Consider the following 24,809-nt stretch of genomic DNA (forward strand, 5'->3'; position numbering starts at 1 on the left):
TTTTTAGTTCTGACTCAAGTTATAAGAAAAAGCTCAAATATGCCCCAAACTCTCGTGGTGCACCTGCTCTAACATTGCGATCTCCCGTACTATCCCAGTTACCTGTTAGATAAAATTCATCAGTGATGTTTTTAATGTAGGCATCCACTTTGTAATTTTCTCCTAAGTAACCAATCGATGCATCAAAAAGGGTGCGAGAGTCCATCTTGTATTCTGGATTATTCGCAATATCTCCCCACATTTCTGACTGGTAATTAGCCGTAGCAGTGGCATATAAACTATCTGTAATGAAGTAACGACCGCCAATACTTGACGTAAACTCAGGGCTAAACGCGAACTCATTACCAGAGAAATCCCCTTCTTTACTTACGTAATCTTTGAACTTGGTCTTAGCCCAACCAATGTTCGAAAAAACGGCGAGATCACGGGTTACACGATACTGTGCCTCAAGTTCAGCACCGTAGATTTCTGATTTTGCAGCGTTCTCTGTACGGCAAGCAGTAACGTCACCTGCTGGACAAACGTTAATTTGCTGATTGCCCCAATCACCGTAGTAGGCGTTCGCATTTGTTACTAGGTCACCACCAAGCCATTGGCTACGAGCAGACAGCTCATAATTATTGAGGTACTCAGGATCATACTTCACGGTTTCACGTGAGTTTGCTTGGAATTCAGCACCACCTGAACGATAACCACGTTTATAGAAGGCACTCACAGAGGTATCTTGAGAAACTTTGTAAGTCGCACCTAGTTGTGGCAGAAACGCATGGAAGCTAGTATCGAGCGCTGGTGTTAGACTATCCCCAAGGTAGCCATTAATTTGGTTGTTAATTGCGGTTATCGTGCCATCAATAAGAGGATTACCTGTATTGGCAGTAGGCAAGGTTGTTCCATTGGCTAGCGATGCTTTTACATCAGTTTGATCCACTTTTAACTTTTCATAATCGTAACGGAACCCAGCAGAAAGTATCCAATTGCTATCGAGTTGGTAATCCCACTCATTAAACAGTGCAATATTCTCAGTAGTATGACCACCTTTATAATCTTGGTTTGCATATAAGGTGCCGTAAAGCGCATTAAATGTAGGGTCAGTAATACCAAACGACTCAAGTGTAAAACCATCGATTCGATCACTATCGATTTGGTACTTAACTTGGGTGGCATACAAACCGATAACACCATTTAGTTTAGAGTCATGATAATTAAATCTTAGCTCTTGAGATATATTTTGATCATCGACAGTACGATTTACCACATTACCAGTGATACCTGGTTTACGATCAGTGTCATCTTGACGACTATAATCACCTGTTAGGTATGAGGTGACTGCATTAAGTGACCAGTTTGAGTTGATCATGTAGTCTAGATTAGCAGCTAATGCCCAACCGTTATAACGTTCGTAAGCTTCGACATCATCTTGTGATGTACGGCTATCCAGTGGGAAACCATTGGCTTCATTAACATAATAGATATCCTGACCACGGTCAGTCTTTGCGTACTGGGCTGATAAATTCAGGCGCCAGATATCGCTTGGCTCAATCAGTAATTGGGAACGAAGATTGTAGTTTTTGCGTGCATCAAACTTGTCGTCATTTAATGGTGCATTAGTAATATAACCATCTGATTCTGCAAACTGACCACTAAAACGAAATGCAGCAATATCGCTTATTGGTGCGTTAAACATCGCTTCAATACTTCGTTTACCATAGTTACCACCCCCAACACGCAGAGCTGCTTCGTGGTAGCCTAATTCTGGGCGCTTGGTCGTAACAACAACTGCACCTATCAATGCGTTTCGGCCAACGTTAGTAGATTGAGGTCCTCGCAAAACTTCGACTTGTTCAACATCCCACAAATCTTTAGGCATAAATCGACTTGCAAAGCCTGTATATGCCACACCGTCAACGTATAAGCTCCCTAGTTCTCCAGTACCACCACCAGTAGAAGATGAGTTCTGGCTCACACCACGAATACCAAATGATTCTCCTGCCCCTAGATCATAAACGTTGGCAGACAGTGCAAATGCATTGTTCAAATCTACGATGGCATACTCTTCGATGGCATCTGTTGTCACTACAGCAACACTTTCCTTAGTATCCTGCAGGGCTCTCTCTAGCTTTTGTCCTTTAACAACAATTATTTCATCAACATTTTCTGAATTAGTGCTGTTTGCAACAGCAGGAATTGAAAATAATGATGACACAACCACTGCTAGCGTTGTTTTTTTAAACACGTTTACTCCTTAAACATACTTCTCAAGCCTTCGAGAAGGTTTCTAGCGTTGTTTAGTACTGTTAATCCAGCATACTTATTTTATAAAACCAAGCACCAAACAATTGACATACCTGATGAAAGCAGGAGTATACATACAGATAATATTAATAACAATAATTATCATTACTCTTACAGGGTGGTGGTCTGACCTATAGTTTAACTAGTCTGATTAAACTATTTCCCACCTTTTTGAACCTGTTATTGAAGCTATTTAATAAACAATATATCTCCAAGATTTCAAGATATTCAAGGTGAGAGATTAGCGATAAATAGATAGTCAATGCCTATCAACTCTATAGAAAGAACCCATTATCCTTATGGGTTCTATACCTGCATACTATTTGTAATACATATCACATAACCATGTAAAGATTATGGTTTTTATGTAAATTTGAACTGCTCTGACCAGGTTTAGTGCTAGGTTGATTTAGTTCAAATGACAAACAACTCTTTAAGTCGCAATCAGGAGGCGATGATGCACGGTGAACACAATAGCTCGGGCGGCAAATGCCCTGTCATGCACGGCGGTAACACGACGTTAGGTGGCAAAGCGACAAAAAATGTCGATTGGTGGCCAAACCAATTGAACCTTAAAATTTTGCACCAGAACGATACTAAATCGAACCCAAATGGCGACGATTTCAACTACGCAGAAGCATTCAAAGCGCTAAATCTCAAGGCGGTAAAACAAGATCTTGAGGCGTTGATGACCGACTCTCAGGAGTGGTGGCCAGCAGATTACGGTCACTATGGTCCATTTATGATCCGTATGGCGTGGCACGCCGCGGGAACCTACCGCACCGCCGATGGCCGTGGTGGAGGCAACACAGGCAACCAACGTTTTGCGCCACTAAACAGCTGGCCAGACAACGGTAACCTAGATAAAGCTCGCCGCCTGCTTTGGCCGGTGAAGAAAAAGTACGGCAATAGCCTATCTTGGGCGGATCTGTTTATCCTTGCAGGTAACGTTGCAATTGAATCTATGGGTCTTAAAACCTTCGGTTTCGCTGGCGGACGAGAAGATATCTGGGAGCCAGAAGAAGACATCTACTGGGGTGCAGAGAGTGAGTGGCTAGGCGACGAACGCTATTCAGGTGATCGTGACCTAGAAAGCCCACTTGCGGCGGTTCAAATGGGTCTTATCTATGTAAACCCTGAAGGTCCAAATGGCAACCCAAGCATCTTGGCCTCTGGCCGTGATATTCGCGATACCTTTGCGCGCATGGGTATGGATGATGAAGAAACCGTAGCATTGGTTGCTGGGGGACACACCTTCGGCAAAACTCACGGTGCAGGTGACCCTGAGTTAATGGGCCCAGAGCCAGAAGCGGCACCACTTGAAGAAATGGGTTTTGGCTGGACCAATAGTCATGGCACAGGTATTGGTGATGACACTACCACCAGTGGTATTGAAGGGGCTTGGACACCAAACCCAATTCAATGGGATAACGGCTACTTTGAAATGCTGTTTGGCTACGACTGGGATCTTGTGAAATCACCTGCGGGCGCTTGGCAATGGGTACCTGTTGGTGTTGATGAAGAGCATAAAGCGCCTCAAGCTCATGATAATAGTAAGAAAGTCACAACTATTATGACAACGGCGGACATGGCGATGCGTATGGATCCGATATACGGAGAAATCTCTAAGCGCTTCTTCGAAAACCCTGACCAATTTGCCGACGCATTTGCTCGTGCTTGGTTTAAGTTGACTCACCGTGATATGGGGCCAAAAGCTCGCTATCTTGGTGAAGAAGTCCCTGCTGAAGATTTGATCTGGCAAGATCCACTACCTGAAGCGACAGGAAAAGCCCTAACGGCAGATTGTGTACATTCAATCAAAGACATCGTCAAAGCAACCGATCTATCCGTTGCAGAAATGGTGTATACCGCTTGGTCTTCAGCGTCGACATTCCGTGGCTCAGACTTCCGCGGTGGTGCGAACGGTGCTCGAATTCAGCTTGCTCCTCAAAAAGGCTGGGAAGTAAACCAACCTGAGCAGTTGGAACGCGTGCTAAATGTTTATCGCCAAGTTCAAGAGCAGTTCAGCGGTGATGTATCGCTTGCAGATGTTATTGTCATCGGTGGTAACCTCGCAATAGAACAGGCGGCAGAAGCAGCAGGTCATCAAATCTCAGTACCTTTCACTGCGGGACGAGTGGATGCAACCGAAGAGCAAACAGACGCAGAGTCTTTTGCGGTGCTTGAACCTGTGGCTGATGGTTTCCGTAACTTTGCGAAGAAAACCTACACAATTCCAGCAGAAGAATTACTGCTTGATAAAGCTCAGTTGCTAACGCTAACAGCGCCAGAAATGACGGTACTTGTGGGTGGCTTGCGTGTACTTGGTGCGAACCACGGTGAAACACCACACGGTGTGTTTACTAAGACGCCAGGCGTATTAACTAACGACTTCTTCGTTAACCTTACAGACATGAGCACTGAGTGGAAACCAGTATGCCCACACAACAGCGCTTACGTCGGCACTGACCGTGCAACGGGCGAGAAGAAGTGGACCGCCACTCGAGTTGATTTGGTGTTTGGTTCTAACTCCCAACTGCGTGCACTGGCTGAACTGTATGCTTGTGACGATGCGAAAGAGAAGTTCGTTCAAGACTTCGTCAACGCATGGGTGAAAGTGATGGATGCAGATCGCTTTGACGTGAAGTAACAACGGGACAATTAAAAGTAAAAAGGTGGAGCATGCTCCACCTTTTTGTTGCTTAAAACTCTTGGTTAATCTTGGTTAAACTCTCAATCAACACAGCTCGTTGAGACGGCTCGATATGACGAGTTAAATCCGTCACCAAATCAATGTGTAACTGATTGTGCTGACGATGAATCACTTCCCCTTGTTCGGTCAGCGTTACCACTATGGCTCGACGATCGGTGGGGTGAGCTTTACGCTCGATTAGACCTGCCGCAACTAACTTTTCAATCTGCACTGTCAATGTTCCGGTAGTAATGCCCAGCTTTTCAGCCAGCTCTTTCATTCGCAGCGCACCATGGACACCAAGCACTTCAATGGTATGGACTTGGGCCAAAGAGTAGCCCGTATCTTTGACCACGGACTGCTCCCAAGATGACATCTTGTCGTAAAATTCTGTCAGTAATTGGCTTAAGTGCTCGATGTTTTGCATAACGGAGAATGATGTACCTCAATTGTCAGGTGCACTATCTTATCAAACTTCGCTAGCATCTGCTTAAAGTCTGCCGCATTCAACTCCGAGTCTGGAGAAATGGTGATAGCAGCACTGTAATGGTGACCACTGACCTTCCAAACGTGCATGTCCTCGATGACGCCATGAGGCTCAAGCTCAGAGATAATCTTTCGGCGGTAACCCTGTTCGATATTTTCATCAAGCAAGATAGGGCTGGTTTGATGAATCAGGTTTAATGTCCATTTACCGATCACAACAGCACCAACCATCCCCATCACTGCATCTAGCCAATGCCAGCCATAAAACTTACCGAACAACAAAGCGACAATAGCGAGCACCGAGGTTAATGCATCCGCAAGTACGTGCATGTAGGCTGCTCGTAAATTGTGATCGTGGTGATGATGATCATCGTGGTCGTGACTATGAGAATGCCCATGGGAGTGATCGTGGTGGTGCTCATCACCAAGCAAAAATATACTTACTACGTTCACGGCTAAGCCAATGCAAGCGACTAAAATGGCCTCATTAAATTGAATCGCTTGCGGGTTTAACAATCGATGCACTGACTCTACAAACATCAGCATTGCCACGATGCCCAGTGCAATAGCACTGGTGAAGCCCCCCAGCACACTGACTTTTCCCGTACCAAAAGAAAAACGATCACTATTTGCGTGCTGCTTAGCATATCGATAAGCGAACAAGGTGATACAGAAAGCAGCCGCATGGGTACCCATGTGCCAGCCATCTGCGAGCAGAGCCATTGAGCCGTATACAGTGCCTGCAACGATCTCAATCACCATGGTCGCTGCCGTTAGCAACAAGACGTAAAATGTACGCTTTTCACCTCGATGATTGTGAGAAGCAAAGTCGTGTGAGTGTTTAAGTGGAACTGCAGCAGGTTTATCCATTTTGAGATGCTTTTAGTTTGATAGTCAAAGTATTTGAATATCAAGATAGTTTGATTATCAAACTATGTCAATGTTCTAGGGACTGTCGGAATAATTTACAACGCAATACCACGGCTTACTCGAAATTATTTCAATTCCCTCAACCACGCCAATTTAAACAAAAAACCATTATTAACAGCAACTTAATTAAAGGTCACTAATGACCAATAACAAGTTTTTGTTAAAAAACTAGACTGATAATTTCAAAAATGTTTATATATGCTCGCCTCTCAATCTAACTAGAGAGGCTTTTCTATGTCCGAATACGATCGTAACCGTCGTCGCAAGTTTGGTTTATTAGTGTCTGTGACCTTTTCACTGACCATGAACCTCATCTTTCTCACCGCTTATCAGCAACCCTTTAATGTTTTGAACTGGGCGATGCAACTACCATTAACCATTCCTGCCGGTGCTCTGGTCGGTATTGGCGTGAGTATCTTCATTGCTAAATACACACCGCATTGGTCTCACCACCTCAAGGCACTGCTATTTAGCTTATTGATGTCGGTAGTTATGAGCCTCATCATGGTGCCATTTGCACTGATCCCTCGAGTTGGGCTCGACTTCGCACTGCTATTCAATGCGATTCTGGTTGGGGTTCCGGTTGGCATGATAACGTCTTATTTGGTCGTACCGCTGTGCCACTGGGTGGTCTATAAGCGCTATAGTATGCCTGAACTGGGTGTAAGCGCGCGATAACCCTAATTTCAGCAGCGCTTGCGCTCAACAGCGCTGCTGAATATTACTGTTAAGCCCTAACCATTGGCTTTTAGCGCATTTAAAGCTGGCAACTTTTTTCAATTAAATTATTATTACACGTTCACTTTCAGCCAGGTGTATCGCAGTATTCCCCCTAAGCTATTGATATAAATAGCTCATACCTTTACTTCTAGATCATCTTGGCAACGGTGAATCGATAACTCTCTAATCCAGCTAAGTTGTATATTTTGAAGACCTTACTATCCAAAGAAGAAACCAAATTTCTCCTACTGCGAGACCTTGCGTTAAGTGGGTTGTTGCATCTTGAGTTTAAGAAACTCGAGGCAAAGCGTTCGCTAACGGTATCGGATAGAAATGCTGCGCTGTCGACTTGGCTGAAAAAACAGTCGGCTCGCCAACGTTTTAAGCTGCTTAAGAAGAAAGTCAGGACTCTGCTGACCAGCGTTAGTAGCTCACGAGGTATTGATTTAGAGAAGGTGCTATTAGAGGCGATCAACTATTCAGAAGAAGTTGAGACCACACACCTTGAAGAGTTTTTGATCATGGTGCGCTCGATAGAAAAAGAATTTAACTCCACCTTAATGCTGTCATCTCCGCAACAGGTCAAGCTTGATTACAAACAAGAGAAAGAGTTGTTGTGTGTATTGTCTGACGATCTCAATGCACACTTTAACAGCCAAGGTAAAATGACCACCCCAGTCAACTTCCTTGCCCGCACGTCGCGATACAACCGTTCAATGCTTTTTAATGCCATTTCTGGGTTCGCACTGTTTGAACCCAAAGTGCAATACGAAGACGATGATTTCATTCGCTTTACATTGTCGGTGAGCTTTAAATAACTTTAATTAAAAACTCAAACATACAAAAACGCCACCGAATCTCTTCAGTGGCGTTTTTCGTTATCTTAAGGTTTCAATTACTTCACTGCCGCAAGCTTAGCCTTTGGGCCTTTTGCTGCGTTAACCAGCAAGATACCCACAGTCAAGACAATCGAACCACACAGTAGGAAGAGTAGTCGACCAGTAATCTCGTTCGGAATAAGCGCCATTGCGATGATGCCAAAGCCCGCCACTGAGATTAGGTTACCTAGCATTGAACGCTGACGAGTGTCTAGGTTCTGCTGCTCTTCACCTTCTGCAACCACTGGCGTGTTCCAGTTCTTGAATAGCTGCTCAACTTCAGCTTCACGCTCTGGGCTTAGGCCTTTGTAGAACAGTGAAGACACTAGGAAGAAGCCACCAGTAAATACTACGTGCGCTGCCAGTGATATACCCACTTTCAAGTCAGACCATTCACGGCCAGTCAGCGTAATATCGAACATCTCGTTGATGTGGCTCGCTTGTAGCGAAATACCGAAGATGTATGACACTAGACCACCCACAAGTAGTGTTGCCCAACCAGACCAATCTGGCGTTTTACGAATCCACATACCTAGCAGTACTGGGATAAGCATTGGGAAGCCGATTAGGGCACCAACGTTCAGTACAATATCAAATAGGCTTAGGTGGCGCAGTGAGTTGATGAACAGACCGATACCGATAATGATAAAGCCCATTACAACGGTTGTTGTCTTACTTACCACTACTAGCTCTTTTTGCGACGCATTCTTGCGAAGAATCGGGCTGTAGAAGTTCATCACGAAGATACCCGCATTTCGGTTTAGACCAGAGTCCATTGAAGACATAGTCGCCGCAAACATCGCAGACATCAGTAGACCAACCATACCTGCTGGCATCACTTCTTGTACAAACGCTAGGTAAGCCGCATCACCTGCTTTATCACCCATCGATGAGAAGTTTTGAGCAAATTCAGGCATAAACGCCGCTACATACCAAGAAGGAAGGAACCAAATTAGAGGACCAATCACCATCAAGATACATGCAAGACCTGCCGCTTTACGTGCGTTTTCAGAGTCTTTTGCACATAGGTAACGATATGCGTTGATGCTGTTGTTCATTACACCGAACTGCTTAACAAAGATGAACACCACCCATAGCACGAAGATGCTGATGTAGTTCAAGTTGCTGCCCAGCATGAAGCTGCCTTCAAAGCTCTCATTACCCACATGGAAGTTAGAGATGATGTTGGTTAGGCCGCCACCGTAGAAGTAGGCTGCGATAGAACAGGTAATAGTTACCGCCATGATAACAACCATCTGTAGGAAGTCAGACGCAACAACCGCCCAAGAACCGCCTGTCACCGCCATTAGCATCAACACTAGACCAGTTGCGATGATTGTCGCTTCCATCGGAATGTTGAATACCGCTGCAACAAAGATAGCCAGACCGTTTAGCCAGATACCCGCAGAGATAAGGCTGTCAGGCATACCACCCCATGTAAAGAATTGCTCAGAAGTTTTACCAAAGCGTTGACGAATGGCTTCAATAGCCGTAACCACTCGTAGCTGGCGGAACTTAGGTGCAAAGTACATGTAGTTCATGAAATAGCCAAATGCGTTGGCTAGGAATAGGATAACAACAACGAATCCATCGCTGAATGCGCGGCCTGCCGCACCTGTAAACGTCCATGCTGAGAACTGGGTCATGAATGCTGTCGCACCCACCATCCACCAGAGCATTTTGCCTCCCCCACGAAAGTAGTCACTGGTTGATGTCGTGAACTTACGGAACATCCATCCAATGGCTACCAATAGGAAGAAATAGGCGAGAACAACAAGCGTATCAATAGTCATTTTTGAGCCTTTAAGGTTTCAGTATTTACTGATGACAAGACTACAGCTTCGTTAAGTTCTTTTGTATTACAATAAGTCTTAATTGTGATCTCGAACGTATCTTTTTTTTGGTGAATAAATCATTCTGCAACCATTGGTGTATATAGGTTTGTTACCAATATAACCTCATCGCTACAAATGTCAGAGTAAAGTAAATTTGTTCTTTAGTAATACAATAAATCGTAAATTTTCATTAACCAAACACTTGATTTAGACTGTCTAGCCCTTCAATTAGAAGTGTTTATGTTAGAGCAAATTAGGTACTACAAGAATGGATTGATACTCTTGAGCCCGTAAAGCGCGTGAGCGAGGCCGATCTTTTCTTAAAGCTCACAATCACGACTTAGCCCTTGTATTACAATAAATCACCATAATGTCATTACTGTTGGCTATTGAATATTGTGACCAAACCTGCCGGTGCCCCGCCTCCCTCCAGCATTTCACAGCAATCTAAGCCGTAGAAAAAACTCGAAGATAAGGAACTAATGAGTAAATTACTAATTTACTTTGACATTTTACACAAACATATCTGGCATGATACGTTGAATCTATTCATTACGTTTTAAAATAGAGTCCATGGGAAAACAAGAATCCTCTACTAGTGATACTTAAAAGGTCTAATCTGGTAGTCAATGAAAATCGACAATTGAAACCATCCAAGGTTAAGGATTCAATTCTGTTAAGGGAGTTATAAATAAGATGGAAGAGAAGCAATCGCTTAAAATAGTCGTTCTAAAGTATATAGAGTTCACTATTTCTGAGAGTGGCATTGATCCTAGCTTAGTTTTTAGATCAAAGTCTGGCGCAATTAAAATCGATGAACATGGCAATATAACCGGAACGTTGGCAGGGAAAAATATCAGGCTATCCTCTAAGAAAGATGACTTCACATCAGCAGGGTTACAAGTTGGGAATATAGGGGTTCACCTAACTTCTAGGACTACTGGTCAAGTTTCTTATACGGCTTCTGTTGGAGTCGGTAAGTTGGCGTCCGTACAAGTCAATGGGATTATTGATACTCATGCTTGGCTTAAAGCATGTGATTTAAGCCCATGTGTTTTAGTAAATAAGACACAGGCTCGACATGCAGCAATAGAAGAAATTCTCAGGAAACACCTTCCCGAAGCTATGGACTAATGCTATGAAGAATTCACTATCGATACTCTTTCTATTTATTCTAACTTTTCAGGCTCATTCGGGTGAATTAACATCGAGGATTAAGTCGTACTCAGATGTGACGCTCAACAAAGATAGCGCCATTGTTTTAGCTGAATATTGGAGTGATGCAACTATCGAGAAGTTTTTTGATATTTTGCCAAGTGCGAAGGAAGAGTTTTATACCTATATTCACTTTTCAGACAAGGTGGATTCTTGGGAGGATTCTCTAGAATCATATAGCGGAAAAATTGGCTGCGTTTTCTTACCGTCTAATGGTGACATTGACTATTTGATGGTAGACCTAGTCAAGCAAGATAAGCGTTGGAAAATAGATAAAGTAACATCTGTGTATTCACCAGCCGAGCTTATTAACTTTGACCAATGCCACAATGGTACAATGCGTCGTGTTGATAAAGCTTTAAATAACTAAAATCGCGAGCAGCCATCTGCTCTAAACAATTGCTATTGCCGCAAGAACACAACCTAGAACGACAAAGCTAGAGTAAAAAAACAGACCTACTTTCAATACTTACATGCTGAAGCAAAGAAAGAGATCTGTTTTTTATGGCTTGAGTTTCTAGTTAGTTCACGTGCGCAACTGCATCACGTACTAGAGCGCCTAGCTCGTCCCACTTACCTTCGTCGATAAGCTTGGTTGGAACCATCCAAGTACCACCACACGCAAGTACTGCTGGGATTGACAGGTACTCGTCAACGTTTTTCAGGCTAACACCACCTGTTGGCATGAACTTCACTGGGTAAACAGCGGTTAGTGCTTTAAGCATACCAACGCCGCCTGATGGCTCTGCTGGGAAGAACTTAAGTGTGCGAAGACCCATTTCCATCGCTTGCTCAACTAGGCTTGGGTTGTTAACACCCGGTACGATAGCAACACCTTTATCTAGACAGTACTGAACAGTACGTGGGTTGAAACCTGGGCTTACGATGAAGTCAACACCAGCATCTACAGCTTCGTCTACTTGCTCGTTAGTTAGGATAGTACCAGCGCCGATCAGCATCTCTGGGAACTCCTTGCGCATTAGGCGGATAGCTTCTGCTGCACACTCAGTACGGAATGTGATTTCAGCACAAGGCATGCCGTTTTCAACTAGCGCACGGCCTAGAGGGATCGCATCTTCTGCTTTGTTGATAGCGATTACTGGGATTACTTTAAGGTTTGAAAGCTGTTCGTTTAGAGTAGTCATGTTAGTTCTCTTATCGTGTTTACGAGCCCATCAATGGACAAACGAATAAGCCCAGCGTGTTGTGCTGGGCCATATAAATTATAGAGCTAGGTCTGGCATTGCGTCTGCTGGAATGATTGCACCTTTGTGCTGAATCACGTTACCTGCCACGCAGTGACCTGCATAAGCGGCTTCCTGAGCGGTTCCACCTGATAGGCGCTTCGCTAAGAAACCTGCGCTGAACGAGTCACCAGCAGCGGTAGTATCGACTACGTTGTCAATCTTGTTGGCTGCAACATAGTTAGCTTCACCATTTTCAACCACTAGGCAATCTTTGCTACCACGTTTGATAACGATTTCTGCGACACCTGCCGCCGCAGTACGCTCAATACACTGCTCGACATCGTCGTCACCATATAGGTCCTGCTCGTCATCAAAAGTCAGCAGTGCCGTGTCGGTAAAGGTTAGCATCTTCAGATACCAAGATTGTGCTTCTTGCGCATCTTTCCAAAGTTTTGGACGGTAGTTGTTATCAAAGAATACTTTGCCGCCTTTCGCTTTAAAGCCATCTAGGAATGAAAACAGAGTTTCGCGGCCAGACTCAGTCAGAATCGCCAGCGTAATACCACTCAAGTAGACAGCATCATAGCTAGATAGCTTATCGATAAGCGCCGCAGTATCTTCTTGATCGAACATAAATTTCGCAGCTGCGTCACTGCGCCAGTACGTAAAGGTACGCTCGCCAGTTTCATCGGTCTCAATGTAGTAAAGACCCGGCTGCTTATTTTCAATGGTTACTACGGTATCTGTATCGATTTGTTCAGCTTCCCAAGCAGAAACTAGCTGCTTACTGAAAGGATCAGTGCCCATACCTGTTACATAACTCGTATTGATGCCGTGAGCTTTAGTCAGGCGAGTTAGGTATAACGCAGTGTTAAGAGTATCGCCGCCGAACGTTTGGTCAAGTACACCGTCCTTACGCTGCAGCTCAACCATACATTCACCAATGATAGCAATATTGATATTTTTCATTATTTTACCTTAGTGTGCTGGCTCAGATTATTTATTGAGAAAATCTTCGCGAGCTGGATTGAATACGTCGAGTAGTACACTGTCTTGTTCTAGAGCAACCGCACCGTGAACCATGTGTTTTTTGGCGAAGTACGCATCCCCTGGTTTAAGGATTCGTTTCTGACCGTCGATTTCAGCTTCAAAGCTGCCAGCAACGACATAACCAATTTGATCATGGATTTCGTGCGCATGTAGATGCCCAACTGCGCCCTTATCAAAACATACATGAACTGCCATCAGGTCATCCGTATATGCCACGATTTTACGCTTTAGACCGCCTCCTAGATCTTCCCATGGATGTTCATCCGCGTGAAAGAATGCGTTCATTGTTGTACTCCCGACAAATTTAAATGCTCAATTCATTTGATGGGACCTAGCATAACCCACACATTTCAATTGTCATACAATATATCCATAATAGTGTGATGTTTGTCATACTAGAAATTTTCAACGGCAAACAAAAGCACGCTCAATAGAAAACTCAACCCTGATGTTCAGCCTATATATTTCAATGCCTTATACAAAGTTGTGTGACATTACTCATCATTTTCGGAGACCAAACTTCCTCAAAACCTCTTATTGTATTACTTTATATTGAAAATATTGGTAATCGATACTTCATCCCAAGGTGGCAAGGATAATGACAACACAACCAATTCTATTGGCGAACTCTGAAGTAGAACAACTACGCAAGGAAGTCGGCAAATCAAGTTTGATGGGCAAGAGCATTGCTAAGCATGTAAAAGAGCTGGAAGCCTTTATGCGTTTACCACTTGATGTGCCAGGACATGGTGAAGCTGGGGGTTATGAGCATAACCGTCACAAGCAAAACTACACCTACATGAACCTTGCAGGCCGTCTATTCTTGGTGACAGGCGAAGAAAAGTACGCTCAGTTCGTCAAAGACCTGCTTGCTATCTATGCGGATAAATACCTTACTTTTGATTTTCATGTTCAAAAGAATACTAACCCTACGGGCCGCCTTTTCCACCAGATCTTGAACGAACATTGCTGGCTAATGTTTACCAGCCTCGCATACTCTTGCGTTGCATCAACCATGACAGAAGCTGAGCGTCAGAACGTTATCGACCGCATCTTCGACCCAATGCTTGAGATGTTCACCGTAAAATATGGCCACGATTTTGACCGTATTCATAACCACGGCGTGTGGGCAGTTGCCGCAGTAGGTATCTGTGGTGTTGCGATTGGTAAGCCTGAATACCTTGAAAAAGCAGTTTACGGCCAAGACAATGATGGCACAGGTGGTTTCCTAGCACAGATCTCGCAACTGTTTGCACCGTCTGGCTACTACATCGAAGGTCCTTACTACCACCGCTATGCCATTCGTCCACTGTGTGTCCTTGCAGAAGTAGTTCATCGCCACATGCCAGAGATCGACATCTACAACTACAAAGACAAAGTTATTGGTAATACGGTTCAAGCGCTGCTTGCAACTGCTTACCCGAACGGCGCATTCCCAGCACTGAACGATGCCTCTCGCACCATGAGCATCAAGGATGCAGGTGTTCAGGTTGCACTAAGCGTTTACGCAAAACACTACGGCATTGATGACAACGTGCTAGGCATGGCGAAGATCCAAGGCGGCGTATGGATGCACGGCTGTGGCCTAGAGCTATCTAACGCATACGAAGCTGCAACCGCTGACAAAGAAATTGGCCTACCATTCTGGCCAAGTGTTGAGCTAAACGAAGGCCCTAACGGCGACAAAGGTGCTCAAGGCTTTATGCGTATGCAAGATGAGACAGGAGACGTTTCACAACTTGTTATGAACTACGGCCAACACGGCATGGGTCACGGAAACTTTGATACGCTTGGTATCTCATACTTTAACCGTGGTCAGGAAGTGCTGCGTGAGTACGGTTTTGGCCGCTGGGTAAACGTTGAGCCTAAATTTGGAGGTCGTTACCTTGATGAAAACAAGTCTTACGCACGCCAGACTATTGCTCACAATGCTGTCACGGTTGATGAGCAGTGCCAAAACAACTTCGACGTAGAGCGTGCTGATTCTGTTCACGGTCTGCCGCACTTCTTCACCGCAGATGCCGCTAACTTCAAAGGCATGAGCGCATTCGCAAATGATCATTATGATGATCTAGGCATGCAGCGCTCGGTATTTATGCTCAACAGTGATGAGCTAGATGCCCCACTGCTGATTGATCTATACCGCCTAACTGGCGAAGGCGAGCATCAGTATGACTACTCGCACCAATACGATGGCCAAATTGTTCGTACTAACTTTGACTACCAAGCGAATAAAGAGCTTGAAACCCTAGGTGAAAACTTCGGTTATCAACACCTATGGAAAGTTGCACAAGGTGAGAAAAGCGATACTGCGCTTGTTAGTTGGCTACAAAACAATAGCTACTACACTTGGCTTGGCACGAGCTCAAACGACAATGGCGAAGTGATCTTCACGCGCACGGGTGCTAACGATCCGAGCTTCAACTTACGTAGCGAAACCTCATTTATGCTACGCAGCAAAGGTGAATCGACCCTATTTGCTTCAGTGCTAGAGACGCACGGCTACTTCAATGAAGAGTTTGAGCAGTCTGTTAATGCTCGTGGCAAGGTGCAGGACATTCGCATCATTGCTCACACTGAATTAGGTTCTGTGATTGAGATCGAAACTACAGGCAACCAAATTACGCTTATGGTTAGCAACCAACAAGGTGCTAACGAGGCGACAGAAAACCACGTTGAAATCAACGGTAAAAACTACAGCTGGAAAGGCTTCTACTCGCTGGAAATCAGTGCAGTAGTACAGGAGAATTAAGCAATGAGCTACCAACCACTATTACTTAGCTTTGAAGAGGCGGCGGAACTTAAGAAGTCGCTAGGCACGGATAGCCTACTTGGTAAAGCGCTAACGCGCGATATAGCTCAAACGGATAAATACATCAGTGAAATCGGTATTGAAGTACCGGGCGTTGGCGAAGCTGGCGGTTACGAACATAACCGTCACAAGCAAAACTACATCCACATGGATCTAGCGGGTCGCCTATTCTTAATCACTGAAGATGAAAAATACCGCAACTACATCGTTGAGATGCTAGAGGCGTACGCAACGGTTTACCCGACCCTACCAGATCACGTAAGCCGTGATTCAAACCCACCGGGCAAGCTGTTCCACCAGACGCTGAACGAAAACATGTGGATGCTTTACTCTTCATGTGCGTACTCGTGTGTTTACCACACACTTGAGGAAAGCCAGAAGCGTAAGATCGAAGATGACCTGTTCAAGCAGATGATCCACATGTTCCTAGTGACTTACGGACACGACTTCGACATCATCCACAACCACGGTCTGTGGGCGGTAGCCGCAGTAGGTATCTGTGGCTACGCAATTAACGACCAAGAGTCAGTAGATAAAGCCCTTTACGGCCTGAAACTAGATAAAGTAAGCGGCGGCTTCCTTGCTCAGCTTGAGCAGCTATTCTCTCCAGATGGCTACTACATGGAAGGTCCTTACTACCACCGTTTCTCGCTACGTCCAATCTACCTGTTTGCCGAAGCCATTGAGCGTCGCCAACCAGAGATCGGTATCTATGAGTTCAACAACTCAGTGATCAAGACAACGTCTTACGCTGTGTTTAAGACTGCATTCCCTGACGGCACGCTACCAGCGCTTAACGATTCATCGAAGACCATCTCTATCAACGATGAAGGCGTGATCATGGCGACATCGGTATGTTTCCACCGTTACGAGCAGTCTGAAACGCTACTAGGTATGGCTAACCACCAGCAAAACGTATGGGTTCACACCGCAGGTAAGACACTTTCTGATGCGGTTGAAGCTGCTAATGAAATCAAGCCATTTAGCTGGGGCAGCCTATATGTGACTGACGGCCCGAAAGGTGAAAAAGGTGGTCTAAGCATTCTTCGCCACCGCGATGAGCAAGATGACGATACTATGGCTCTGATCTGGTTCGGCCAACACGGTTCTGATCACCAATACCACTCAGCGCTGGATCACGGTCACTATGACGGCCTGCACCTAAGCGTGTTTAACCGTGGTCACGAAGTACTGCATGACTACGGCTACGGTCGTTGGGTAAACGTTGAGCCTAAGTTCGGTGGTCGTTACATCCCAGAGAACAAGTCTTACTGTAAGCAAACCGTGGCGCACAACACTGTAGTTGTGAACCAGAAAACGCAAAACAACTTCAACACAGCACTGGCTGAGTCTAAGTTTGGTGAGAAACACTTCTTTGTCGCTGACAACGAGAAGATGCAAGGCATGAGCGGTCGTATCTCTGGCTACTACGAAGGCACCGAGATGCAGCGCAGCGTGATCCTTGCGGATATCCCAGAGTTTGAAAAGCCACTGATCATCGATGTTTACCGCATTGAATCAGAGCAAGAGAACCAGTACGACCTACCAATGCATTACAGCGGTCAAATCGTACGTACCGACTTTGAATACCAAACGGCTAAGACACTTAAGCCAATGGGCGAAGACAACGGTTACCAACACCTATGGAACCTAGGTTCTGGTGAAGTAGAAGGCAGCTCTCTAGTAAGCTGGCTACACGACAACAGCTACTACAGCCTTGTAACTTCTGCGCCAAAAGGTTCTGAAGTGTACTTTGCTCGCCTAGGTGCAAATGATCCTGACTTCAACCTACGTAGCGAGCCAGCGTTCATCTTCCGCCAATCCGGTAAAGATCATGTATTCGCATCGATACTAGAAACCCACGGCTACTTCAACGAAGAGTTCGAAGCTTCGCTTAACGCGCGTGGATTGGTGGAGTCGGTAGAAGTACTAGGTCACAACGAAGTAGGTACCGTAGTACGCATCCAGACCACGTCTGGTAACACATACCACATCGCAATCTCTAACCGTGAAGAAGCGCAGCAAGATGCTGAGCACACCGTTGAGTTTGGTGGCAAAAACTTTACTTGGACAGGTGCCTTTGCGCAGATTTAAGTAAAAAAAAGCCGCTAAATCCCCATTCAGCGGCTTAACTTCCCAATGAAAAGCCAGATGATTCCCCCTCATCTGGCTTTTTCTTATTTAGCCTAAACCTGTTGGCCTTAATAACCCGCCGCAGAAAGCAGGCTACGCTCGTGCTGAATAAGCTCTGCACGATCTTGGATTAGCTCATGGAGTGCCTGACGAGGTTGGCTGGCGACACGTTTAAACTCTTCCACACTTGCAGCACCACTGGCGTCCACCAGCATATTGCTTACAACATTCCGTGCTTCACAAGGGTTATCTTGGGTCTGAAAGTACTTTACCCCTTTGATTGCCTCTGACATCTCTGCCAGCAACTCACTTGGGCTCGTCTCATTGACAATGGCTAGGTAGTTATCCAATACACGTTTAGCGAACAACAGCTCTTTTAGTGGGATGTCTCGGCCACTGATTATTAGCGTTTCATTTAGAATTTTATTTGAGCTCATGATCTGTCCTTAATACTTACTTCTTAGCCGATAACGGCAGGCTAATGTATCAACAGAATAAATCAAACCGCCGAAAACACCAGCATCATTTTGCCCCAAAATTAAGCTCAACTAAGTCACTTCCAGCGCATCTTTATTCGCCAATATCATTCTGTTACAGATTTTATACACCGCAAACAGGACTAAATCTAAGAAGACAAATACTTTTCACTCTATCTGTGATATAAGGTTTAAAGTAAAACCAATGAATAACCATTCATATTCTTCGGTCATTACTTGAACTAAAAATGGACTTATAAAATAACTACAACCATGGAAAGTATTAAAAATCAGATCTTTCGACAGGGAATCGTTTTTTCCTCGATCACTATCGCCTGCTTGGGCATCATTTCAGCCATTGCATTATATGAAGGCGAAAAATCCAAAGCGTACGACATAATCCAACTTAGGAACGAATCTACTAGCCACATCATTGAAGGGCACTTTACCGACATTCATGACATTGTGGATGCGTTGGGCGAACTTAGCTTTGTCAGAAATGGCGCTCAGCCAGAAGGTAATGCCAAGCGTCAGGTACTCGACTATTTCAAGGCGATACAAGCAGCGAATAACAAAGTCACCCATATTTATGCGGGTTACGACAATGGTGATTTGTTGATCAACCATTACGATATTCCTCAAGACTTCCACGTCATGTCCCGTCCTTGGTTTACTCACTCTGTGGCCACTGCGCCAGACGTCGTCAGTGGTTTGCCTTATCAAGCGGCAATAACGAATGACTGGCTCATTTCAACCGCAACCGCATTCAAAGCCGAAGATGGCACGCTTGGCGTAGTAGGTATCGACAGCTCCCTAGAAATCATCGCCAATCTACTTGCCAAGCCTGCTGCAAGATATGCCACCTCGATGAGTTATATCACCAATCTGAATGGGGTAATCATCATGCACCCAGTCCCAGAGAGGATCGGCGACAGAGTTTATTTTCATGCCTCTGGAGATTTAGCTGAAAACAGTCATCGTGGCTTTCAATATCAACAAGGGCAGGACGAAAAGATTGCTTTCTACTCTCGAGTTCCAGGAAAAGATTGGCTGCTGTTCACTACCGTCGACTCTGATGAAGTATTTAAACCCATTTGGAAGGAATTGCTGCTAACAGTGTTCCTAATAAGCGCAGTGAGCTTTCTTGTATTGCTGGCTTTTAGCCGAGCCCTAAGCCGCAGTGTTTCACGCCCATTGGTCGCCCTTAAACAGCATGTTAGAGCAGTGATTTCAGGCAAAGATACCCATGATGTTGGGTACGATTTCCCCAAAAATGAAATAGGCCACATAGCCAATGAAGTTCTGCAACTGGCCAAGCACGAACTATGCGTGCGTGCCAATAGCCTTGATAACATCAATGTCGAGCTTGAATCTAAAAACCGAGAGCTAGAAAGACTGGCTTCACTAGACCAACTAACTGGGCTATACAATCGTCGCAAAATGGATGCAAGCCTTTACTCAGAGCTTCAAATGTTCGAGTTTAATTCCACGCCATTTAGCGTGGTGCTTATCGACATTGACCATTTCAAAAGTGTCAATGACACCTACGGGCATGCCATGGGCGATAAAGTGCTTCAAGAAGCCGCTACTCAACTGAAAAACAGCAGCCATTGCCATCACATCGTCGGCCGCTGGGGCGGCGAAGAGTTCTTAGTCGTGTTGCCAAGCCTTGACCTAAAACAAGCGATGCATATCAGTGAAAAGCTACGTAAAAGCTTTGCTGAACATCAATTTACCAATGAGCTCAAGCTCACCATCAGCGTTGGTGTAACTCAAGTACAAGACAAAGATGACATTGAGCAAATCATGCAGCGTGCTGACAAATACTTATATCAAGCAAAGCATAATGGGCGAAACAAAGTCGTGGCTTTTTGACCTAACACTGAAACTAAAAAACGGAGGTTTCCCTCCGCTTTTTCATTCAAACTAACTATTACGCATCTTGAAGCGCTAGCTGTGCCGCTTTCGCTTTCTTACTGCGAACACGAGCAAAGATACCACCCAATATAACAATGCCACACAGGGCGTATGTCACCATAAAGGCAGTGTCTCCTGCCACTAGGCCAAGGTCAGAGAAAGTGATGTATGCACCAAGCACCATGTATAGGATCACTGCGGATGCCTCGAAACGGAATTCCCAAGGCTTAATATCCATGTTCTTGTTCACTGGCAACACGTAATCGGTATCGCGAGGACGAACCTTACCAATCACAAACATTAAGCTACAACAGAAGACAAACAACACTGCTAGTTGGTGGAAGAAGTGCAGCTCGGCTAGCGGTTGCAACGGACCAAGGTAGCTATGCATAGATGCTGGAGTAAACTGGATGATGCCATATGCAGCAACGAAGACCGCTAAAGATACCTTAGCGGCAATCGCTGGTACTCGCTTAGTGATATAGCCCATAAACACGATGGTGAAGATCGGCACACTAAATAGACCCGCTAAACGTTGCAGTAAATCAAACAATCCATTGGGAGCAAACATGATAAACGGAGCAATACCCACAGACAGGACAGCGATGAAAATACCAAACAGACGTCCCTTGCTCACTAACTCTGAGTCTGACAGCTTGTTCTCTTTATCAAACAGTGGCTTGTAGACATTGAGAGTAAACAGCGTAGTGGAAGAGTTAAGCACTCCATTAAAGGTCGATAGAATGGCACCAAACATCGCCGCTAAGAAGAAACCAACCAGAGGCTTAGGCAGCACTTCATTCACAAGACGCGTATACATGGTGTCTGCTTCATAACTTTGGCCTGCAGCATCTGCCGTACCAAACATGTGAAAAGCGATAATGCCCGGAATGATCAAAAACAGTGGAGTAATGACCTTGATAGCCCCCGCTAGAATCACCCCTTTTTGTCCTTCCTTGAGGTTCTTAGCGCCAAGCGCACGTTGGATGATCGCCTGATCCGTTCCCCAGTAATAGAGGTTCACTAACAACAGACCGGTAAACATCGTTGAGAACGGCACGTTAGGATCGTCTTCAGCCCCAACGGCCTGCAACTTGTCGGTAGCATTGGTAGTGATGACCTCGACCCCTTGCATAAAACTGCCATCGCCAAGCACGATCAAACCAAAAATTGGGATCATCATACCGCCAACAATCAGACCAACACCGTTAAGCGTATCGGCTATAACCACCGCTTTTAGGCCACCATAGATGGCATAGAACAGTCCCAGCAGACCAATGATCAAAGCGATCAATAGAATCGCCTCAAATCGAGTGATGCCCAGCATGGTCTCAACATCAAAAATGCCACCAATGACCATCGCACCCGCATACAGGGTGTTTGGCAATAAGTTAATGATATAGCTCAGTAAGAACAGTACGGTGACAAACTGCTTCACCGACAAGTCGTAGCGAGATTCCAAGAAATCAGGAATCGTAGTGATGCCTTGTTTCAAGTAGCGTGGAACGAGGAACAATGCGATGATGATCAAAGTGATCCCCGACGCTACCTCATAGCCCATCACCGACATATTGCCCTTAAAGGAGAGCGCACTCATCCCAACAAAACTGGTCGCAGAAAGGTTAGTCAGGATCAGTGAGCTTGCAATAAGACCACCAGTGAGGCTTCGTCCACCGAGAAAGTAGCCATCTTTTGAGTCATTTCTCTCTTTCTTTACTCGTTGCCAGGTGAATAACACCACAAAGGCAGTAAAGAAAAAGAATGACAGTAGGATTGTCATTGGCATGATTAAATCGTCCTTAAGTTATTGAATAATCGTTTGTAACTGTTTTATTGAGACGAAGGGATACGAGGCACGACGACGTCGCACCTTCATCTCAAGCGAATTTATTTGAGTGTGTTGACCTATCTAGATTTTTTTAAGATGCACAATCAATGCAGATTCAGGGTCCAAAATTGGCAGGGTTAGGCCGATTTCCTTTATGTTGTCGCCACTCAGGGTCAGAGTTTTATCGAGCCATTTAGGGCGCTGCTTCATCAGCTGGAAACTGGTTTGCGGCATCTCCACCAGCTTGACCTGATATTTGGCTTCAACATCTGCGCAACTAACACGCAGTGGTGATGGCAGTGCGTGATCAGGCATCGCCAGTTGGCATACGGTGATCAGCATTTCTTCACCATTATCGACACCATAGATGTTCTGATTTTTGTCAGCGGCATCAATGCGGAAGCTTCGACCGCTATGCAGCAAATGTCGGTACTGCTTGTGCAAAGCAATGTAGCGAGAGAAGGCTTGTTTCTCTTCTTGAGACTCTTTAACAGGATCCAATTCAACCCCCATGTGACCGCTTAACGCTGTTACACCGCGCATGTTGATCCCGTGGCGACGATTGGTCGAGTGACACTCAGCAGGGCCAATATGTGCCCCCATGACCTCTGGTGGGAAGAAATAGCTCATCCCTTTTTGAATCGCTTGTCGCTCAAGTGCATCATTACAATCGGATGCCCAAAAACGTTGCATGCGTTTTAAGATTTCAAAATCAATCCGTCCTCCACCAGAAGAACAAGATTCGATTTCAACATCTGGATGCGCCTTGTTTAACTCATCAACCAAGCGATATAACGCCTGCGTTTGACCGTGCACCGCCGGTCTTCCCTGATGTCCGGGCTGAACCAACTCACGGTTCATATCCCACTTTATGTAGGTAATATTGTATTGCGCCAGCAGTGCGTCTAGGCGCTCGAACAAGTAATCAAAACAGTCTTGGTTTTGCAGGTTAAGCACGTACTGCCAACGGCCAGACGGCTGATGATATCCTTGTAGACTTAACACCCAATCAGGGTGATTACGGTAAAGGTTAGAGTCCTGACTGACCATTTCTGGCTCAACCCAAAGCCCAAACTCCATGCCTTGTTGGTTGACGTGCTCGATCACAGGCTCTAGTCCGTCTGGGTATTTGGTTTCATCCAGATACCAATCACCCAGCGCTGCTCGCTCGCCGTCACGACCGACAAACCAGCCATCATCGATAATGAAACGTTCAACGCCCATGCTGGCAGCTTCCGTCGCCATTGCCATGATGTACTCAGGCTTGTGGTCAAAATAAATACCTTCCCAAGTATTCAGATGCACTGGGCGCGGCTTATCCACTGGAAACTTAACGATATTGCTGCGCACAAACTGTTGGAAACGCTGGGAAATACCATTGAGGCCGGTATTGCTATAACAGCCGTAAAGCCAAGGGGTTTGATACTCTTGATCGGGCTCAAGAATAGACTCGCCAGCAAGAAGTAGCTCACCTGCTTGCACAAAACGTCGACCATCACTACGTACATCTGCACGCATCTGATGGTTACCACTCCAACCAAGATGGAAACCCCATACTTGGCCCAGTTGGTCGCTAAAACCGTTGGTGCCAACAAACAGACCAGGGAAGTTTTCGTGAGAAGTGCGGCCTCGGCGGTTTTCTTGCATAAATCCACCGTGCTCAAAGCGCTGACGCTGAGTCTGGAACTCATGGCACCAACGTCCATGGAAAGTCATCAGTTCATTGGCGTGATTCGGTAAAGGTAAGGTTGAAGAGAGCTTGCCAAGGTAGTACTTGCCCTCACCTAAGTTCTTCACCTTGATGCGCTTTTGCACTACATCAGTGTCGTAGTCGAGCTTAAGCTCAACGGTAAGTTCGAGCTTGGCAATCTCATCTTTCATGACAAATTGGGCTTGGTTTCCTTCAAGCTTGGATGAGGTTAGCTCAAATACTGGAGCCCAATCAAATCCGTCACGATGCCCTTCTAGACCCGGAGCGTTAAAGTGACCACTACCAAGCTCTGGGCACAATGACAAAGGCACATCCACATCCAATCGCGCTTGAGATATCGGCCTTTCAGTGGATAACAATAGATCCTCATCTATCTGAGCGATCTTCGCTCCCCAATGAAGGATCTCTGGCATGCGGTCAGTCTTAATGATCAAACTATGCTTATTACTTTGCAGATGTAGAAACTTCGTCATATCAAACCCAATAATTGTTTTCGTAAACATTTGTTAGAACCAATAGTGCGCTTTATCTGTCTCAACCTCAGTTAATTCCCGACAAAATGTGATGAAAACACGCTTTAAATTATCAAAAACCTGCTTTAGATCGACTGTTTTCGAAAACATTCTTCCGTGTTTTCGCCAACATTT

The 24,809-nt window shown here is 45.2% G+C and carries 18 protein-coding genes; 8 read left to right on the plus strand and 10 right to left on the minus strand.

Annotation, left to right across the window (positions count from 1 at the left end; all coding sequences use genetic code 11):
• Positions 1–19 precede the first annotated feature (19 nt).
• Complete coding sequence (locus J4N39_RS21840) at positions 20–2,233, minus strand: TonB-dependent receptor (RefSeq protein WP_252024915.1); 2,214 nt, start codon at positions 2,231–2,233, stop codon at positions 20–22.
• Between the two features lie 516 nt (positions 2,234–2,749).
• Here J4N39_RS21840 and katG point away from each other — a divergent pair.
• Entirely contained in the window at positions 2,750–4,942 is a 2,193-nt protein-coding gene (gene katG / locus J4N39_RS21845) for a catalase/peroxidase HPI (protein WP_252026879.1), read from the plus strand.
• Between the two features lie 52 nt (positions 4,943–4,994).
• On the opposite strand, the gene J4N39_RS21850 is transcribed toward katG, so the two are convergent.
• Both J4N39_RS21850 and dmeF read right to left on the minus strand, forming a co-directional pair.
• Positions 4,995–5,411: a MarR family winged helix-turn-helix transcriptional regulator gene (locus J4N39_RS21850; RefSeq protein ID WP_252024917.1), complete on the minus strand. Its 417-nt coding sequence runs from the start codon at positions 5,409–5,411 to the stop codon at positions 4,995–4,997.
• Positions 5,390–6,340, minus strand: a complete 951-nt coding sequence (gene dmeF / locus J4N39_RS21855) for a CDF family Co(II)/Ni(II) efflux transporter DmeF (RefSeq protein ID WP_252024919.1) — start codon at positions 6,338–6,340, stop codon at positions 5,390–5,392. Before dmeF ends, J4N39_RS21850 begins: the two co-directional genes overlap by 22 nt.
• Before the next feature lie 294 nt (positions 6,341–6,634).
• Here dmeF and J4N39_RS21860 point away from each other — a divergent pair, with 294 nt between their 5' ends.
• Together J4N39_RS21860 and J4N39_RS21865 are read left to right on the plus strand one after the other, a co-directional pair.
• Positions 6,635–7,078: a DUF2798 domain-containing protein gene (locus J4N39_RS21860; RefSeq protein ID WP_252024921.1), complete on the plus strand. Its 444-nt coding sequence runs from the start codon at positions 6,635–6,637 to the stop codon at positions 7,076–7,078.
• Positions 7,079–7,326: 248 nt separating this feature from the next.
• Complete coding sequence (locus J4N39_RS21865; protein WP_252024923.1) at positions 7,327–7,938, plus strand: DUF2913 family protein; 612 nt, start codon at positions 7,327–7,329, stop codon at positions 7,936–7,938.
• Positions 7,939–8,015: 77 nt separating this feature from the next.
• Here the strand turns inward: J4N39_RS21865 and J4N39_RS21870 are convergent, their stop codons facing one another.
• Complete coding sequence (locus J4N39_RS21870) at positions 8,016–9,791, minus strand: sodium:solute symporter family transporter (protein ID WP_252024925.1); 1,776 nt, start codon at positions 9,789–9,791, stop codon at positions 8,016–8,018.
• A 738-nt stretch (positions 9,792–10,529) separates the two neighbouring features.
• On the opposite strand from J4N39_RS21870, the gene J4N39_RS21875 reads away from it, so the two are divergent.
• Both J4N39_RS21875 and J4N39_RS21880 read left to right on the plus strand, forming a co-directional pair.
• Positions 10,530–10,967 carry a hypothetical protein gene (locus tag J4N39_RS21875; RefSeq protein ID WP_252024927.1) on the plus strand — a complete coding sequence of 146 codons (438 nt, stop codon included), beginning with the start codon at positions 10,530–10,532 and terminating at the stop codon, positions 10,965–10,967.
• Positions 10,968–10,971: 4 nt separating this feature from the next.
• Positions 10,972–11,418: a hypothetical protein gene (locus tag J4N39_RS21880; RefSeq protein ID WP_252024929.1), complete on the plus strand. Its 447-nt coding sequence runs from the start codon at positions 10,972–10,974 to the stop codon at positions 11,416–11,418.
• A gap of 151 nt (positions 11,419–11,569) precedes the next feature.
• Here the strand turns inward: J4N39_RS21880 and J4N39_RS21885 are convergent, their stop codons facing one another.
• The 3 genes from J4N39_RS21885 to J4N39_RS21895 all read right to left on the minus strand — a co-directional run bounded on the left by J4N39_RS21885 (position 11,570) and on the right by J4N39_RS21895 (position 13,570).
• On the minus strand, positions 11,570–12,193 hold the full coding sequence (locus tag J4N39_RS21885) for a bifunctional 4-hydroxy-2-oxoglutarate aldolase/2-dehydro-3-deoxy-phosphogluconate aldolase (RefSeq protein WP_252024931.1): 624 nt from the start codon (positions 12,191–12,193) through the stop codon (positions 11,570–11,572).
• 78 nt (positions 12,194–12,271) lie between these two features.
• Complete coding sequence (gene kdgK / locus J4N39_RS21890) at positions 12,272–13,204, minus strand: 2-dehydro-3-deoxygluconokinase (RefSeq protein ID WP_252024933.1); 933 nt, start codon at positions 13,202–13,204, stop codon at positions 12,272–12,274.
• 27 nt (positions 13,205–13,231) lie between these two features.
• Entirely contained in the window at positions 13,232–13,570 is a 339-nt protein-coding gene (locus J4N39_RS21895; RefSeq protein WP_252024935.1) for a cupin domain-containing protein, read from the minus strand.
• Positions 13,571–13,883: 313 nt separating this feature from the next.
• On the opposite strand from J4N39_RS21895, the gene J4N39_RS21900 reads away from it, so the two are divergent.
• On the plus strand, positions 13,884–16,037 hold the full coding sequence (locus J4N39_RS21900; RefSeq protein WP_252024937.1) for a heparinase II/III domain-containing protein: 2,154 nt from the start codon (positions 13,884–13,886) through the stop codon (positions 16,035–16,037).
• A 3-nt stretch (positions 16,038–16,040) separates the two neighbouring features.
• Positions 16,041–18,191, plus strand: a complete 2,151-nt coding sequence (locus tag J4N39_RS21905; RefSeq protein ID WP_252024939.1) for a heparinase II/III domain-containing protein — start codon at positions 16,041–16,043, stop codon at positions 18,189–18,191.
• A gap of 107 nt (positions 18,192–18,298) precedes the next feature.
• Here the strand turns inward: J4N39_RS21905 and J4N39_RS21910 are convergent, their stop codons facing one another.
• On the minus strand, positions 18,299–18,667 hold the full coding sequence (locus tag J4N39_RS21910; protein ID WP_252024941.1) for a hypothetical protein: 369 nt from the start codon (positions 18,665–18,667) through the stop codon (positions 18,299–18,301).
• A 312-nt stretch (positions 18,668–18,979) separates the two neighbouring features.
• On the opposite strand from J4N39_RS21910, the gene J4N39_RS21915 reads away from it, so the two are divergent.
• Positions 18,980–20,581, plus strand: a complete 1,602-nt coding sequence (locus J4N39_RS21915) for a sensor domain-containing diguanylate cyclase (protein WP_252024943.1) — start codon at positions 18,980–18,982, stop codon at positions 20,579–20,581.
• Positions 20,582–20,639: 58 nt separating this feature from the next.
• On the opposite strand, the gene J4N39_RS21920 is transcribed toward J4N39_RS21915, so the two are convergent.
• Positions 20,640–22,409 carry a solute:sodium symporter family transporter gene (locus J4N39_RS21920; protein WP_252024945.1) on the minus strand — a complete coding sequence of 590 codons (1,770 nt, stop codon included), beginning with the start codon at positions 22,407–22,409 and terminating at the stop codon, positions 20,640–20,642.
• A gap of 123 nt (positions 22,410–22,532) precedes the next feature.
• Positions 22,533–24,635, minus strand: a complete 2,103-nt coding sequence (locus J4N39_RS21925) for an alpha-galactosidase (RefSeq protein ID WP_252024948.1) — start codon at positions 24,633–24,635, stop codon at positions 22,533–22,535.
• Positions 24,636–24,809 lie beyond the last annotated feature (174 nt).

Source organism: Vibrio sp. SCSIO 43136 (assembly GCF_023716565.1).
In the GTDB taxonomy this organism is placed as follows: Bacteria; Pseudomonadota; Gammaproteobacteria; order Enterobacterales; family Vibrionaceae; genus Vibrio.

What these genes read in the sequence shown, in the direction of transcription:
- katG (WP_252026879.1), top strand. Translation starts at nt 2,750, where the DNA reads ATGCACGGTGAACACAATAGCTCGGGCGGCAAATGCCCTGTCATGCAC.
- J4N39_RS21850 (WP_252024917.1), bottom strand. Translation starts at nt 5,411, where the DNA reads ATGCAAAACATCGAGCACTTAAGCCAATTACTGACAGAATTTTACGAC.
- dmeF (WP_252024919.1), bottom strand. Translation starts at nt 6,340, where the DNA reads ATGGATAAACCTGCTGCAGTTCCACTTAAACACTCACACGACTTTGCT.
- J4N39_RS21860 (WP_252024921.1), top strand. Translation starts at nt 6,635, where the DNA reads ATGTCCGAATACGATCGTAACCGTCGTCGCAAGTTTGGTTTATTAGTG.
- J4N39_RS21870 (WP_252024925.1), bottom strand. Translation starts at nt 9,791, where the DNA reads ATGACTATTGATACGCTTGTTGTTCTCGCCTATTTCTTCCTATTGGTA.
- J4N39_RS21875 (WP_252024927.1), top strand. Translation starts at nt 10,530, where the DNA reads ATGGAAGAGAAGCAATCGCTTAAAATAGTCGTTCTAAAGTATATAGAG.
- J4N39_RS21880 (WP_252024929.1), top strand. Translation starts at nt 10,972, where the DNA reads ATGAAGAATTCACTATCGATACTCTTTCTATTTATTCTAACTTTTCAG.
- J4N39_RS21885 (WP_252024931.1), bottom strand. Translation starts at nt 12,193, where the DNA reads ATGACTACTCTAAACGAACAGCTTTCAAACCTTAAAGTAATCCCAGTA.
- kdgK (WP_252024933.1), bottom strand. Translation starts at nt 13,204, where the DNA reads ATGAAAAATATCAATATTGCTATCATTGGTGAATGTATGGTTGAGCTG.
- J4N39_RS21895 (WP_252024935.1), bottom strand. Translation starts at nt 13,570, where the DNA reads ATGAACGCATTCTTTCACGCGGATGAACATCCATGGGAAGATCTAGGA.
- J4N39_RS21900 (WP_252024937.1), top strand. Translation starts at nt 13,884, where the DNA reads ATGACAACACAACCAATTCTATTGGCGAACTCTGAAGTAGAACAACTA.
- J4N39_RS21905 (WP_252024939.1), top strand. Translation starts at nt 16,041, where the DNA reads ATGAGCTACCAACCACTATTACTTAGCTTTGAAGAGGCGGCGGAACTT.
- J4N39_RS21910 (WP_252024941.1), bottom strand. Translation starts at nt 18,667, where the DNA reads ATGAGCTCAAATAAAATTCTAAATGAAACGCTAATAATCAGTGGCCGA.
- J4N39_RS21915 (WP_252024943.1), top strand. Translation starts at nt 18,980, where the DNA reads ATGGAAAGTATTAAAAATCAGATCTTTCGACAGGGAATCGTTTTTTCC.
- J4N39_RS21920 (WP_252024945.1), bottom strand. Translation starts at nt 22,409, where the DNA reads ATGCCAATGACAATCCTACTGTCATTCTTTTTCTTTACTGCCTTTGTG.
- J4N39_RS21925 (WP_252024948.1), bottom strand. Translation starts at nt 24,635, where the DNA reads ATGACGAAGTTTCTACATCTGCAAAGTAATAAGCATAGTTTGATCATT.